At 65.3% G+C, this 15433-nt stretch carries 12 protein-coding genes; 11 read left to right on the top strand and 1 reads right to left on the bottom strand.

What is annotated here, in order from left to right; all coding sequences use genetic code 11:
• Positions 1-26: 26 nt before the first annotated feature.
• From FRADC12_RS25940 to FRADC12_RS30590, 3 genes are read left to right on the top strand one after another with little or no spacing between them, the layout of a single operon-like run.
• On the top strand, positions 27-1205 hold the full coding sequence (locus tag FRADC12_RS25940) for an ISAs1 family transposase (protein ID WP_045878573.1): 1179 nt from the start codon (positions 27-29) through the stop codon (positions 1203-1205).
• An 8-nt stretch (positions 1206-1213) separates the two neighbouring features.
• Positions 1214-1405, top strand: coding sequence for an HNH endonuclease (locus FRADC12_RS34595; RefSeq protein WP_084011383.1), 192 nt, complete (start codon positions 1214-1216; stop codon positions 1403-1405).
• Entirely contained in the window at positions 1405-1890 is a 486-nt protein-coding gene (locus FRADC12_RS30590; RefSeq protein ID WP_084011050.1) for an SMI1/KNR4 family protein, read from the top strand. The genes FRADC12_RS34595 and FRADC12_RS30590 overlap by 1 nt, the downstream gene beginning before the upstream one ends.
• 1443 nt (positions 1891-3333) lie before the next feature.
• On the opposite strand, the gene FRADC12_RS25945 is transcribed toward FRADC12_RS30590, so the two are convergent.
• Entirely contained in the window at positions 3334-4650 is a 1317-nt protein-coding gene (locus FRADC12_RS25945) for an IS701 family transposase (RefSeq protein WP_045877864.1), read from the bottom strand.
• A gap of 365 nt (positions 4651-5015) precedes the next feature.
• On the opposite strand from FRADC12_RS25945, the gene FRADC12_RS25950 reads away from it, so the two are divergent.
• From FRADC12_RS25950 to FRADC12_RS25985, 8 genes are all read left to right on the top strand, one after another.
• Positions 5016-6014 carry an IS30 family transposase gene (locus FRADC12_RS25950; protein ID WP_045875474.1) on the top strand — a complete coding sequence of 333 codons (999 nt, stop codon included), beginning with the start codon at positions 5016-5018 and terminating at the stop codon, positions 6012-6014.
• An 81-nt stretch (positions 6015-6095) separates the two neighbouring features.
• Complete coding sequence (locus tag FRADC12_RS25955; RefSeq protein ID WP_045878574.1) at positions 6096-7295, top strand: aKG-HExxH-type peptide beta-hydroxylase; 1200 nt, start codon at positions 6096-6098, stop codon at positions 7293-7295.
• Positions 7295-9202 carry a RiPP maturation radical SAM C-methyltransferase gene (locus tag FRADC12_RS25960; RefSeq protein ID WP_084011193.1) on the top strand — a complete coding sequence of 636 codons (1908 nt, stop codon included), beginning with the start codon at positions 7295-7297 and terminating at the stop codon, positions 9200-9202. Before FRADC12_RS25955 ends, FRADC12_RS25960 begins: the two co-directional genes overlap by 1 nt.
• Positions 9203-9218: 16 nt before the next feature.
• Positions 9219-10163, top strand: a complete 945-nt coding sequence (locus FRADC12_RS25965) for an aldo/keto reductase (protein ID WP_084011194.1) — start codon at positions 9219-9221, stop codon at positions 10161-10163.
• Between the two features lie 471 nt (positions 10164-10634).
• Positions 10635-11351, top strand: a complete 717-nt coding sequence (locus FRADC12_RS25970) for an IclR family transcriptional regulator (protein WP_084011195.1) — start codon at positions 10635-10637, stop codon at positions 11349-11351.
• A gap of 67 nt (positions 11352-11418) precedes the next feature.
• Positions 11419-14175, top strand: coding sequence for a class IV lanthionine synthetase LanL (gene lanL, locus FRADC12_RS25975; RefSeq protein WP_084011196.1), 2757 nt, complete (start codon positions 11419-11421; stop codon positions 14173-14175).
• Positions 14172-14471, top strand: a complete 300-nt coding sequence (locus FRADC12_RS25980; RefSeq protein ID WP_045878577.1) for a hypothetical protein — start codon at positions 14172-14174, stop codon at positions 14469-14471. Before lanL ends, FRADC12_RS25980 begins: the two co-directional genes overlap by 4 nt.
• 323 nt (positions 14472-14794) lie before the next feature.
• Positions 14795-15301: a class I SAM-dependent methyltransferase gene (locus FRADC12_RS25985; protein ID WP_084011197.1), complete on the top strand. Its 507-nt coding sequence runs from the start codon at positions 14795-14797 to the stop codon at positions 15299-15301.
• Positions 15302-15433 lie beyond the last annotated feature (132 nt).

The following is a 15433-nucleotide window of genomic DNA, read 5'->3' on the forward strand; positions in this document are numbered from 1 at the left end:
AATCCCCCGAGACAGAAGGCCGCCAAGTGTCATCATGCCAGACCGGCGCCGCTTTGTCGAGCGGCCTTGACAACGCCGGCAAAGAAAAAATCGGTCGACTTCTTGCCATGCTGCGTCTTGTGAAGGATTTCCGCGACGCCCGGGGCCGGGTTTACGACCTCGAGTTCGTGCTTGCCACGGCGACCGTCGCGACGCTCGCTGGCGCCACGTGTTACCGCGAGATCGGAAGCGAGGCGGCCGACCTCTCCCAAGGGCTCCTCGCCGCACTCGGCGCGCCCTACGGCCTTTTTCGGGGCTGCTACACCGTTCCCTGCGAATCCACCATCCGCGAGACCCTCAAAGGAGTCAACTCGCATGTGCTGGACCTGGTCGTCGGCACCTGGCTGCACGAACAAGCGACCCGCGATCACAACGGCGATCTGGTGATCGCCCTGGACGGTAAGGTCTTGCGCGGCGCTTGGAGCACGGAGAACCAGCAGTTCACGCTGTTCTCTGCCATGACTCACAACCAGGGGGTCGTCATCGCCCAGACCAAGGTCCCCGCGGATACCAACGAGATCACCCAGGTCGCGAACCTACTCAAAAACATCAAACACGAGCGCGGCCGAACCGTCATCACCGCAGACGCCGCGCACACGCAGGTCAAAACCGCGATCCTACTCTGGAAAAAACGAATCGACTACGTGTTCACTGTCAAGGGGAACCAGCCGAAGCTCTTCCAGCAAATCTTCGATCGCCTCCTGCCGGTTATTCAGAAAACACCGGGGCATGAGGTCGAGGAATGCTCCCGCGGAAGTATCAAGCGCTGGACGACTTGGACGCGACCCGTGGATGACATCCGTTTCCCACGGGCCCGAACAATAGCCGTCATCTGCCGCGAAGAATTCGATCTCACCGGCGCCCGTCTCAGCAAGGAATACGCCTTCATTGTCACCAGCCTGCGCGGTGAGCGCGCCGCTCCGGACGCTATCCACACCCACGTCCGAATGCACTGGGGCATAGAGAACCGTGTCCATTACGTCCGCGACACCACCTGGCGGGAAGATGCCTGCCAAGCCCACCAAGAAAACGGCCCGCACAATCTCGCGATCCTCCGCAATCTCGCGCTCGGCCTACTACGCCTCCACGGCGTCACCAAGATCAAGGAAACTGTGCAGGAGATTGGCCGCGACCGTAATAGAGCCGTCCAGTACCTCGCTACCTAGCGTAGCCGATCAACACGCAGTGCGATCTTCGCGAGGCCCTGGGTAAGAACTTTGCCCTGGCGAACCAGACTGGTCTGCAGCGGACACCGCAAGGCTATCCTTGGCATCACCATCAGGATCCGGGACTGATGCAGCTCGTCGAGAGCGGTGTCCACAGCCGGACTGGTCACACTGGGGGCTTCTCGCGTGGGGGTTCGTGATGGAGGATTTCTTCCAGGACGATGACTACTACACGGGACCACCACTTTGCGATGACCTGATCGCAGCAGCTCAGTCGGCCGTAGGTTTTGTCCTTCCTCGGGTGTACGTCGATGCCCTGCGGCTTCGGAATGGCGGTATACCGAAGCGCAGATGTTTTCGGACGAGTTTCAAGACATCCTGGGCCCCGGATCACTTTGAGATTTCTGCGATTCTTGGACTCGGCGGAGAGCTAGGGATTGATTCGGTCGACTCCGGGAGCCGTGTGCTTATTGAAGAGTGGGGATACCCTGATATTGGGGTCGTAATTTGTGCCATGCCCTCGGGTGGTCATGATGCGGTGATGTTGGACTACTCTGAGTGTGGCCCGATGGGCGTACCGGGCGTGGCCTACGTCGATGAAGACCGCGCCCCCCAGCGCATCTCGAAATCATTCGAAGAATTTATCGAGAGGCTCGATTTCTGCGCATTGCCAGGCGATCCGTGACGGTTCGTAACGCAGTCGAAGGCGGCCTGCTCGGGATGACGCCGCTTGGAGAGCCGTAACCAGCCGGCAGGCCGCCCGGGTTGAGCGACGGCATCGAGTAGCTGGTGACCGCGGTGGGCGGGGTGGTCCGGCCGGTGGCGGAGGTGTCGCCGTCGGGGGTTGGTGACTGGCAGACGATGAGCAGCAAGATGGCGGCTGGCAGGCCGATGGTCGGCAGGCCGAACACCTGCGCCAGGCGGACGGCGCGGGCATGGGGGCGTCGCCTGCGGTGACGGCCGGGTCGCCTCCGTGCCTCCGAGGCGCGCTCGGCTGGGTCGGCGTCCGCGGCTGGGTCGACGACCGCGCCGGGGCTGCTCCGGGCGTCAGGACTGGTGGGAACGAGAACCGGTTCGCTGTCTGGGCGGATACCGACCGTAGGGTCGGCCGGCCGTGCGGGCGGGTCGCCCGCCGCGGCGGATGTCAGTTCCGTCGCTGCTGGCGGCCCGGCCGTCGGGCGATTCTTCCGGCTCACGTTCGGTGTTCCTTCGGGGTTTCTCGAGAGGCGTCGCCTCGAGGTGCGCCCAGGCCCAGGACCGGTTGGGAGCAGGCCGGCAGGCCGGCGCGCGGCGGGCCATGACCGGCCGGTGGGTAATGGTTCGATCTGTCCGCGGAGGGCCTTCCAGCGGAGCTGCGCTACATCGGATGATCACCTCCATCGGACTCTAACGACGAGAGTCATGCCCGCGCTTCTGTCACACACAGCTACTAGTAACGATCCGGGCTGGCCGTGATCTGAATTCCAAGAGGTGAGCGGTGCGCGGGGCTTCTGCTGGAGCGGTGAAGCGCGTGGGAGAGGTCTGTGGGCGCCCATGGTGCCAGCTTGGCGGCCAATAGGCACGCGAATCCCACAGTGGATCTTCAGGTCGGATCAAATGTGCTGGTCAGCGCATCGTAGGAGATCAAGAAATGCCGACGGGCCTGGGCTGAGGCCGAGGCGGGGCCCCTGACCCAAGGCGTCAGCCCAGCCCGGCGTCCTCGCGTGGATACGTGACTGTCTGTGTTGTGAGCCTCCTGCCTTTGGCGATCTCGTCCTTCTAAATGGTTGTGCCTCGGAGGACTTGGTGCCATGCTGTCGCTCGCCGCTCCCCAGCGGCAGTCCGTCAGCCTGGGCGCCCGCTTTCTGTGTGGCGCTGCGGGCCGATGTAGTGCGTGTACAGAGCTGTACGCGGCGCCCCTCGTCATTCCTTTTCATCGCCTCTTTGTGCTGCCCTCGACTTTCGCGTTCTTCTTGATCGGGAATGTTGGTTTGTCTTCGCGTGATGAGGTTTCTATTCGATCGTGGTGAGCTGTTTGTGTGGTGCGGGTGTTTGGGGTGGTTTGTCGCCTCGGGTCGGTGCCTGTTTTGGGCTGTTCCGGGGGCTGTGGGCCGGTCAGGGGCCGGTCTGGGTGGCTGGTGGGGCGGGTTCAGGCCGCGAGGCCGTGCTCGGTGGTGTCCCAGGCCAGGTGGAGGGTGTGGATTTCCGCGGCGGTGGGCGTGACGGGGTCAGCTGGGCGAAAACGCGCGGTGATCAGGACGCGGCGTAGCTTGCCGAGGGCGTCGGCGGTCGAGACGGTCGTCTTGGTCGTGTACCAGGGTGCGCGGGCGGTGGCGTCGGCGACGTCGGAGTCGTGGTGGCCGGCGGTGAGGTACCAGGTCAGGGTGAGGGTCTGGGCGAGCAGGGCGAACGGGACCGCGTGCCGCACGGCCTGCGCGGTGCGGGTGTGGGTCTGTCCGACGCCGAAGAGCTGCTTGGCGTCGGCGATCGCGACCTCGACCGCCCAGCGGGCGGCGTACCGCTCGGCGATCGTGGCGGGGCGGCTGAACAGGTCCGTGCTGATCAGGGCGAGCAGCGGGCGGCCGGGTTCGCGGACGAGCACGAGCTGGACGAGGCGGGGGCCGAACACCGAGTACCACAGGCAGACGGTCACCGCGACGTCGACGGTGTGGACGCGGCCGTAGCGGGTGACGGTGGTCGGGCGGAAGTCGGCGGTGGCGGCGAGCTGGGTGATCGTGGCGAGCCGGTCGCCCTTGACGCGGGGGCGGCCTCGGCGGCCGGTGCGCGGCGGGGCCGGCGCGAACAGGGCGGCGTCGGCACGCGGTCGAGTCGTCCAGGTCACGTTGCGTGGCAGGGACTTCAGCTCGCCGCCGGCGTAGGCGGAGTCCGCCACGACGTGGACCTGGCGGTCCGGGAACAGGCGGGCGAGCCGGGCCGCGGCGCGGGCGGCGAGCCACAGCCGGGAGCCGGACATGGTGCCCTTGACAACCAGGCACGCGTAGACCGGCAGGCAGATCGGCCGCGCGAAGACCGTGCCGCGCAGGACGACACCGACGATGACCCAGTTGTTGCCGAAGCCGACCGGCGTCTCGCCCTTCGCGGCGCCGTCGTGGAACCAGCCCGCGGCGAAGACCTTCCGCCCGGCGCGGTGGAAAAGGGTGTCATCGACGACGACGGTTATCGGCCCGGGGCCGGTGAGCAGACCGACGACGAGACGGGCCAGCGTGTCGCCGACCTCGTCGAGCGTCCAGGCGGCCTTCGCGAAGAAGTAGTGGGCCCGGTGGTGCGGGGTGTCCCGATGGCGGCCGGCGCCGACGAGCATCCCGACGACGGTGCGCCGCCCGGGCGCGGCGACCAGCCCGGTCGCCAGCATCCGGAACGCGGCGAAGCTCGGCGCGGTGAAACACGGCCGGAAGTACTCCAGCAGGACGGCGAACGACGGCGGTATCGTGACGTGCGGGAGCATCGGCGACCCACTCTTCGGAGTGTTGGTGTGGAAACGCCGATGCTCCCGCCACCAGCCCCGTGAGCTGGACCTTCCCCTCATCAACACTCCGCGTGAAGCCACGCGCGGAAACAGCCGGCGAACATGCCCACACTGAACCAGTCAAATCATCAACCTCCTTGACGACCCACAAAACCGATCATGAAAAGTGCGAAACTCGAGAGATAAGGACGGCTCCGTGAACATACAGTTCAGCCGCCGGATGCGCCACCCCCGGTGACTGTCGATGGCTGGACCGTATATTCGACTGATACTCGGCGGCATCAAACGGTCGTAGCGACGCCCCGATAGGATGATCGCGATGGTGTCGAGGGGCTGGATGGTGGATGGGCGTACGGGAGCGGTTGACGGTGGAGGACCGCGAGGTCATCTCGCGGGAGTTGAGTCAGGAGCGTTCGGCTCGGTATATCGCCGCTGTGCTCGGTCGTCATCATTCGGGGATCTCCCGGGAGATCGAGCGTAACGGCGGTGCCGCGGCGTATCGGGCGGTGGATGCGCAGGCACGGTGTGATCTGATGTGCGCCCGCCCGAAGGAACGGAAACTCGTCGCGTCGAAGGAGCTGCACGACGCGGTGAACACCGGCCTGGTCGAGAAGTGGTCGCCGAAGCAGATCAGCGAGAGACTGCGCACGGACTTTCCCGACGACGAGAGCATGCGCGTGAGCCACGAAACAATCTACGAGTGCCTCTACCTCCAGGCGCGCGGCGAGCTGCGGACGGAACTGAAGATCGCGCTGCGTAAGGGCCGGGCCAGGCGGGTCAACCGGTCGCGCAGCACCCTGACCAGGGGCGGGATCGTCGGCATGGTCAACATCAGCGAGCGGCCGAAGGAGGCCGAGGACCGCGCCGTCCCCGGTTTCTGGGAGGGCGACCTGATCATCGGGAAGGGCAACGAGTCGCAGATCGCCACGCTGGTCGAGCGCACGACCCGGTTCGTGATGTTGGTGCGAATACCGTACGACCGTAACGCCGACAAGGTCGCCTACCTGCTGGGCAAGAAGATGGAGACCCTGCCCGAGTTCATGCGGAACTCGGTGACCTGGGACCAGGGAAAGGAGATGGCCCGGCACGCCGATTTCACCGTCCGCACCGGTATTCCCGTGTATTTCTGCGACCCGCACTCACCGTGGCAGCGCGGCTCGAACGAGAACACCAACGGGTTGCTGCGCCAGTACTTCCCGAAGGGCACAGACCTGTCCTTGCACACGCAGGAAGAACTTGATATGGTGGCCACGCAGCTGAATGGGCGGCCACGGCAGACGCTCAAATGGGCGACGCCGCTCGAGGTCTTTACCGAGCTGCTGGAAAGTCATGTGTCGCCATGACCGCTTGATTCCGCCCATGGTCATGCGGGGTGGCAATTGGCCGTCACAGTTTTCTTCGGATAACCAACCGGGGTCGGCGACGTGATCGAGGAAACTCTTGGCTGGGGTGCCTCCTGCCCACAGTCGAGCTCCGGCCGGTCCATCTTGGAGTTCGTCGTAACCGATCACACAAAGCAGGTCGTGGAAAGGTTCATACACCTACGCGGCGACGAACTCGATGACCGGGCACCTGGTGTCGCCGAACTCCTGACCGAGTGGCTGTCGAACGACACGGCGTTCGACACCGTCTGGGATGTGGCCTTCGGCGACTTGTACGCGTCATTGTCCTCGGCCGCTGGCGATCTTTCAACATATGCGGCCGGGGTGGGCCTGCGTCTGAACGAGCGCGGCATGGCCGGTGAGTGGGAGACCTGCTTCGAACGACCCGTGCGGCTCCGCTTCGGTCAATGGCTGTTGCCGAGCGCAGAGTCCATTCGCGTCGCCGCTGACTCCGCGACGGTCACGGCTCGTCTGAAGGTGACCAACACTTGGCACAAGATCTCGTACGACCGTGACCAAGGTGCCTGGGATGATTCTCATGTCACCAAGATTCCTCTGGTCAGCGCCGGCGGCGCCGAACTCGCAATCCTGGGTGCCGAAGCGCTCTCGGCCGCCTGCGTCAGGAGGCTGCTGAGCGCGGACGCCTACGACTTCGACCCGAGGGACGCGATTGGCGGGCAAGGGTGGGCTCCGACCGTCGAGGCAGCCTTGACACTGATCGCCCGATCGGGGGACACCTACCTACAGTGGGTCAAGACAATCCTCCGAGCCGTGGTCCCGCTCAGGGCGCGAGAAGGGACGTTGAACAGCGGAAGCGAACGCTTCTCCCCGGGAGTCATCTGCATCTCAAACCAGCGAAACGCGTGGTTTCTCGCCGAGATGTTGGTTCACGAGGCGACGCATCAGTATCTGCATGTTATCTCGAGAATGGGCAAGCTCGACGACGGGAGCGACCAAAGCCTCTATTACTCGCCGTTCCGAGACAAGGACCGGCCCATCGTCTTCATCCTGGTTGCGTATCACGCCTTCGGCAACGTACTCCTGTTCTACAGGTCGGCTCGGGAGCGCGGGTTGGTCCCCGATGACCTTCCTGCAGACCACCAGCTCGGTGACCGTGAAGGCACACTTGAACGCCAGCTGCGGCAGATCGAGCCGGCGCTGGAGAGCGCGACCTCCTTGACGCCCCTCGGACGGGCGTTGTGGGAGCCGCTGTATGCACAGATCCACCAGGAGGAGCATTAATGAGTGCCGTTTCGGCCTCACCCGCCGCTGTCGCGCCCGCCGACCGCAACACAGATTTTCGGGTCGCCTTGGTCTGCATGCCGTTCGCTCAGGCGAACCGGCCTTCCATCCAGATGGGGCTGATCAGCGCGGTGGCCGAGCGCGCCGGGTTCGAGACGGACACGTATCACTTCAATGTGGATCTCGCCGCGCAGCTCTCACCGGAGCTCTACGACCGTCTGTGTCTCATGCGCGGGCACATGACGGGCGAGTGGCTGTTCGGCCGCGCGGCCTTCGGCGAGGACGTCCCCGAACCTGCGGCGACATACCTCAGTCACTTCCCTGACGAGTTCCGGTGGTCTTCCGAGATCGGCAAGGACCCGGACTACTTCGTATACCTCCGCAATGAGCTGCTGCCCTCCTTCGTCGAGCGCTGCGCCCGCTCTGTCGACTGGAGTCGGTACAACGTCGTCGGCTTCAGCTCGATGTTCCAGCAGAATGCCGCTTGCCTGGCGCTGGCGCGCCGCATCAAAAGTCGACACCCGTACGTCGACGTCGTGTTCGGCGGTGCGAACGTCGAAGGCGAGATGGGCTCGGAGCTGGTTCGGGCCTTCTCATTCGTTGACTTCGTCGTCTCGGGCGAAGCGGACGACGCCTTCCCCGCACTGCTGGACCGGCTGTCCCGTGGCGAGCGCCCGTTGCAGATCACGGGGGTTGTTACCCGTACCTCACTGGGCATCCAGGACGCCGGTCCGGCGCTTCCGGTCCACGACCTCGACCGGTTGCCGGTGCCTCGCTATCAGTCCTACTTCGCGCGGGTCACTGAACTCGGCCTCGCTTCCACCTACGCCGGGACCTGGAGCCTGCCCTTCGAGAGCGCGCGGGGCTGCTGGTGGGGTCAGAAGCACCATTGCACCTTCTGCGGCCTCAACGGAGAGGCCATCGGCTATCGGTTCAAGTCGCCTTCCCGTGTGCTCGCCGAATTGTCGGAGCTGGCGAGCACGCATGACATCAGCGACTTCACCGCGGTCGACAACATTTTGCCGATGAAGTACATCCGCACCATCTTCGCGGAGATCGAGCGAGCGAATCTGGACTACAGGTTCTTCTATGAGGTGAAGGCCAATCTCACTCGTGAGCAGATCCGCCAGATGTACAACGGTGGGGTTCGGAGCGTCCAACCTGGTGTCGAGAGCCTGAGCACGAATGTCCTCCAGCTCATGCGGAAGGGCTCGACAATGCTCGACAATGTTCGTTGTCTGAAGTGGTGCCGGTACTATGGGATTAGTGTGGCCTGGAACCTGATCTGGGGATTCCCAGGCGAGACGAGTGAAGACTACAAGGCGGAGTTCGAGGTTCTGCGGGCGATCAGCCACCTCGAGCCACCCGAGTCGGTGGGAAGGATCTGGCTCGAGCGCTTCTCTCCCCTCTTTGCGGATCCCGCCTTCCCAGTGCATAACAGGCGGCCTGAGAGCAGCTACGCGTACGTGTACCCGTCTCATGTAGACCTTGACCGGCTCGCGTATTTCTTCGAGTACGACATCGAAGACGTCGCGCCGGAGGCGGCGCATGCTTCGACGCGTGAGCTTGTCGCCGCCTGGCGTGAGAAGTGGTCGACGGGAAAACCCGACGTCTTGTCGTATCGCCGGACGACCGACACCCTTCTAATCGACGAGAAACGGGGTTTGGATCCGCCCGGCACGTACCGCGTCACGGGTACAAATGCGCTCATCTACGAGTACTGCACAGAAACCATGCGAACGCCCGGCATGATCGTGGAACACCTGCGGAAGGTCTTGCCGGACGGTCCGGCCTGGGCCGCAGACGACGTGCGCGCCGCGCTCGACGAGTTCTGCCGGATGCGTTTGATGGTAAGTGAGGGCGACAGGTATCTCAGCCTCGCCCTGCCGGCGAGCCCAAATTGGTGAACTTTGACGCGAGGGCGTGGCCGCGGTGAGGACGACGCGGCTGGGCCGTACGGATCTCGTCGTCTCGGAGATGGGCTTCGGGGCATTCGGCATCGGTGGCAACATCTCCGGGAACAGCTACGGGCCGACCGACGATGAGACATCGATCTCCGCCATCCATGCGGCATTGGATCTGGGCTGCACGTTCTTCGACACGGCGGACGTCTATGGATACGGGCACAGTGAACGCCTGCTCGGCCGTGCGTTGCGTCGGGCCAGTCGGCTGGACGACGTGGTGATCGCCACCAAGGTCGGCGGCAACTTCTCCACGGGCCGCACGGTCGTCGACTTCTCGCGGGAGCACATTTCGACGAGTATCGACGCCAGCCTGCGACGGCTTGGACGCGATCGGGTCGACCTCTACCAGCTTCACAACCCCTCGCTGGAGGTCATTGAGCGTGGCGAAGTCTTCGATGTGCTGGACGACCTTGTCGCGGGTGGGAAGGTGCGCCATTACGGTGTCTCCGTTCATACGCGTGCCGAGGGCCAGGCCTGCTTAAGCTACCCATCAGTGGCTGCGTTGCAGGTCCCCTACAACTTGTTCACGCTCCTACACCCGGAAAATTCCTTCTTGCCCTTGTTCGGTACCGCAGTTCGGTGTGGCGTCGGCTTGATTGCGCGCGAGCCACTGGCGGGCGGTTTCCTCTCGGGGAGGCACACTCGGACGACCACGTATGGTCCGGGCGACATCCGTGGGCAGTGGCCGCCGGCCCGGCAGCACATCCAGGTCGCGCTCACCGACTCGTTGCGCTACCTGGAGTCGGGCGGTGCCACGTTGGCGCAGGTCGCCTTGCGGTTCGTGCTTGATGAGCCGACGATCTCGACGACGGTCGTGGGCATCAAGACGGCAGACCAAGCCCGAGAGAACCTCGTGGCCGTGGAGCTGCCGGGCTTCGCCACGTTCGAGTCCGATGCACGCTGATCGCCATCGGATGCTGCCGACAGCGAAATGGCTGAGCGCAACGGCTACTGATGGGAATGCTAGTTACTGGACCCCGGAGGACCCATCCGTGCAGGTCGTGAGTCTGCCACAGTCCAGCTACTAAGATTCTTTTCAATATCGTGCGACGAAATGCACCTGCCGAAAAGAGGTCGGGCGGCCCGGGGGTGAGATCCCCCGTGCCACCCGACCCACGGCCGCCCGGTTCTCTGCCGGAAAGGTCGCGCCGTCGATATGTCGGGATAGTACCGTCGACGGCGCTGGCGGAGTCATGTTTGGTGGAAGGGCCGACGCGGACCGGCGTACAGTCGCGGGCAGCGGTCCGTTCGTTTCGGGGGGTATAACGTGCCTGCGCCCACAGAGGAGAGTCCGCCTTCCGCGGCGAGCGGACTCCGTCCCGGTCATCCGGCAGGCCCGCCGGGCAGGGGCGTCATCGAAGGGGCGTTCCATCTGTTGGAGACCATCTCCGACGAGGGAATGGTCGGGCTGTCTCGCCTTGCGAGATTAACCGGTCTGCCGAAGGCAACCGTCCATCGCCTCCTCGACCAACTCGGCGACATGGGCGCGGTCGAGCGTCTGCGATCGGACTACCGCCTCGGGCCGACGATGCGGCGTCTCGCCGGTACCGAGACGTCGTATCCGTGGCTGCGGCACGCCTCCCGCCAGCCGTGCCTCGATCTGGTCCGCGCGACGTCCGCCATGGCGGTGATCGCGGTAGTCGGGGAAGATCCCGCGCTCGGCGTCGGCGTCGTCAGCGTCGCCGCCGAGCCAGGCGCTCACCTCGGCATCGGCACCGCCGCACCGCCTGGGACCGCAGCCGGTCAGGTCCTGCTGGCCGAATGGCCCGGCCTCGCCGCGCCGCCGCCCTTCTCGGACGGCGAGTGGCGCCGGGTCCGGGCCGACATTCGCGACCGTGGCGTGGCTCTGGACAACCAGATGTTCGTCCGCGGAATGTGCTGCGTCGCCGCGGCGATCCGAGGGTGCGACGGCCGGGCGGTGGCATCCGTCGCCGCCATGGCGACCCCGGCGACGAACCGGTCCCACCTGACCGAGCAGGTACGGCACACCGCCACGCGGATCAGCAGGAACATCGCCGCCCTGCCCGGCCTGCCGACAGCCGTGATCGAACTGCCGGTCCACGGCGCGGCACGACATCTCGGAGGCGGATAATGGCCAATGCGCGCACGCTCATAGCTACCGATCTCGTGTTCCAACGATCCGCCCCAAGGTAACCGACATGTCTACCCGTGACCATCAGTCGTCCTTCATCAGTGACCTCTGGTCGGCATGTGAGCAGTACGCGGCCGATCCGAACTGTTGGTCGATTCAAGCGCCCGGGGACGCCAATCCGGAAGGCTGGCTGACGGTGGCGCACCGAGCTGTCGTGCTGCCCGAACAGGGCTGGAAACTTCATGTATCCGCTTCGGTTTTTACCGCTCCAGCAGTGCTCAGGCGTGTGCTGCCGGTCTTGTTTGCGAGTCCGGCGGCGTTCAAGGTCGCGGCCACGACAGAGTCGCTCGTGCGGCTCAACGACGGTACCCTGGGTATCGCCCAGGTCGGGAAGTTTGTCACCGTATACCCCGTCGACGACGGTCAAGCGATGCGTCTCGCTGTCGCGCTCGACGCCGCAACCACTGGGCTTCGCGGCCCGGCCATCCCTTCTGATCGCGTATTCCGCGCCGGAAGCATCGTTCACTACAGGTACGGTGGTTTCAGCGGTTTGACCCTTCAGAAGCGGACGGGCGAGGTCGTACGGGCACTACGCGCTCCCGACGGAGATCTCATTCCAGATCTGCGGCGTGCATATTTTGCCCCACCGGACTGGACCACCGATCCGTTCCGCCTGACGGGCGTGGACGAACATCTGCCGTCCCGTCCGCTTCTGCTTGGAGAGCGCTTTCTTCTCACCGGACTGCTGCGGCGATCGGTCCGCGGGTGCGTGTACTTCGCTGTGGATCTCGAATGCAACAGGCCCTGTGTCGTCAAGCAAGCACGGGGAGGGACGCTCGAGCTTCGCGATGGCGGCGACGCCCGCTCACTCTTGCGGCACGAGAGCGACGTCCTACACGAGTTGGCTCCGGACGTTCGCTTCCCTCGTGTCCTCGGCCTCGTCGAGGAGGGTGACGACTGCTATCTCGTGATGAACGACCTTGCGCCGAGGTCGCTGCAAGATCACGTCGTCGCGCTCAGGTGTCGAGGCCGCACGGTCCCCATGTCGCAGGTGGCACGGTGGGGGCGAGGCCTCGCGGCCATGCTTGAGAAGATCCATACAACCGGTTACGTCTATCGGGATCTGAAGTCGACGAATGTCCTGATCGACTCGAACGAGGATCTCTGTCTTGTGGACTTCGAGTGTGCCTGCCCAGCGGGTACGTCGTCGGCCCCGGCTGGCGCGGGCACGCGGGGATACGTCTCGCCTCAACAGCGGGCGGGCGAGCCACCCGTGATCTCCGACGATATCTACGGGCTGGGTGCACTGCTGCTGTATCTGTCGACCGGCGTGGAGCCTTCACTGGTCGCGGACCCCAGCCGGCTACTGGCCCGGCCTCTGGATGTCCTGAATCCCGCGATCTCGCCAGAGATGGCGTCCGTCATCGGCCGTTGCCTGGCACCCGATCCGGAGCACCGCTTCCATACCGTCGCCGCGGTGGACCTCGCCCTGACGTCGCTCGACGTCACCCCAGCAGGACTGTCGCTGCCGGGCTATGGCCAGGAGACTTCGTACCAAGAGGCGAACGAAGACTATCTGCGCAGCAGGTATAGCCGTCTGGCGCGCCGAGTTGGTGACACGCTCTGCGGGGTCGCACGTCGCGATCCAAGCTCTGGCGCGGCCTACTGGGTCTCCCGGCACCCTCTCAGCGCCGACGTCTCCACCCGGGACGTCAACACGGGAACGGCCGGAACAGTGCTTGCCCTCGCGGAACTGGTGGCGGACTTGGGCGACCCCGGGCATCGAGAGATCCTCGAAGCGGGGGCCGCATGGCTCGCGCTGTCCCCGCCGCCCGGCAGAGAGCAGTTTCCGGGTCTGTACGTCGGCGAAGCCGGTACCGCGGCCGCGGTGTTACGTGCGGGCCAGGTTTTGGCCGATCCACGCCTCATCGACATTGCGTGCGAGCGCGGGCGCTGGATCGCGGCGCTCCCACACGACTCACCAGACCTCTTCAACGGCACCGCCGGCCGACTGCGGTTCCACCTCCTACTCTGGGACGAGACAGCGTCGGTCGAGCACCTGCGTGCTGCGGTCACGGCCGGAGAAAGGTTGGTGACTACCGCGGTGACAGCCGGGATGGCTGAATCCTGTTGGACCATTCCGCCAGGATATGGAGCGCTGAGCGGAAAGTCCTATCTTGGCTACGCCCATGGTGCCGCAGGAATCGCCGACGCACTACTCGACCTCTACGAAGTGACCAGCGATGCACAGTTTCTCAATACTGCGGAGGGCGCCGCGCGCTGGCTGGAACGACTCGCCATCCCAGCGCTCAACGACGGCAGTGGCCTGAACTGGCCCAGCCACGCCGGCGCGGATTCTGCTGCGCCTTACTGGTGCCACGGCGCGGCCGGGATCGGCCGATTCTGGCTACACGCGGCCAGGCTCGGAATTGTCAAGGACGCGAACCAGACCGCTCGCCGCGCCGTCCTTGCCACCGCCCGTGGCAGCCGTTGGGCTGGCCCGACACTGTGCCACGGCCTCGGGGGAAGCATCGAGCTCCTGCTCGACGCCTACCAGGACGACCTAGACGTTGGCCACCTGGCCGAGGCACGCTCGTTCGGTCGCTTGTTGGAGCCCCTTGCTGTCGAGTTCGGTGACGGCCTGGCCTGGGCTTCGGAATCTCCGTACATCATCTCGCCCGACTACAACGTCGGCTACGCCGGCATCGCCAGTGTTCTGCTCAGGCTGGCCGAACCAGAGAAGCGCCCGCACGGGATGGGCCGTGCTGTCTTCCGTTACAGCCGCCCATTCCGTCAGCGCCAGGAGGAGGGAGTCCGACAATGAGTTTCCCCACATCCGACGAAGTCAACCGCATCAAGGCGTACCAGTTGATAACGCGACTGGAACAGGACCCCGCGCTCGCCGAACGGGCTAGGGCGAACCCGAGGTTGGCTCTGGCCGAAGCCGGCATATCCGCGGAGACGATCGACGAGTTGCTTGGCACCCGCGTCGGCGACATGTCTGCGCCGGCGGAGGACGACGACATGTCGCACTGCACCGACACCACCTGCTGGTCCAGCGACTGCCCGGGCACCTGCTACCTCACGATCATCACCGACTCGCCCGAGCCAGTGATGTGAAGGAGCCAGACGTGACGGGCGGAGCCTCGGCACCTTCGTCGTCGCGCGGCTGCGCGCGGAGGTCCCGGTCAGCTCCAGCCGGCCCCGCCTTTACCACCTGCGCCAGGAAGCCGGCCGCCAGAAGGTGGACATCGTCGTCGAACCCCTCGGCGCCAACATCGTCGCGCCTCGCCGTCCGGTCCTGGTCGGCGGAGCAGAATCACGCCCGGCGCCCCGACGTCGAACCGCGCGCCGAAGCGGCGGCTGATCCCGTCCAGGGTGTTCTGCAGCCACTTGGTGTCATCGGGTGAGGACTGCGCCGGACCTACCGCGAACATCCCGCCATGTACGGAACGGAACCGTCCGAGCCAGCCGTTCACGCCGCCCAGGTCTTCCGCGCGGCCGGCGCCGGACAGGTGCTGGAGCTGGGCGCCGGCCACGGCCGCGACGCGTTGTACTTCGCCCGCGCGGGTTTCACCGTGCTGGCCACTGATTTCAGTCCGATGGGCCTGGCGCAGTTGCGCGAGGCGGCCCGTAGCCAGGGCACGGCGGAGCGGATCACCACGGCGGTCCATGACGTACGCGAGCCGCTGCCAGCCGTGGACGGGTCCGTCGACGCGGTGTTCGCGCACATGCTGCTGAGCATGGCCCTGTCCACCCAGGAGATCCGCACCATCGTCGCGGAGGTACGCCGGATGCTACGGCCGGGCGGCACCTTCGTCTACACCGTGCGGCATACCGGCGACGCCCACTACAAAGTTCTCCTGGCCCTGCGGGCACGCCGCCCGGGCGTGAAACCGTCGCCTGGCGAGCCCGGGCAGGTTGGGGCGGTGTGGGAGCGTGCGGGTTGACTGCCCGTCCAACGCCGTCCGTTGCTTGGCCTTCGTCGCCGTTACAAAGTTTGGCGAGGGACTTGACTTTGCGGGTCGCCCGCTGTGCTTCGAGCACGCCAGTCAGAGTGTTGATCTGTGTCGGTCCCCGGG

This window comes from Pseudofrankia sp. DC12, assembly GCF_000966285.1.
In the GTDB taxonomy this organism is placed as follows: Bacteria; Actinomycetota; Actinomycetes; order Frankiales; family Frankiaceae; genus Pseudofrankia.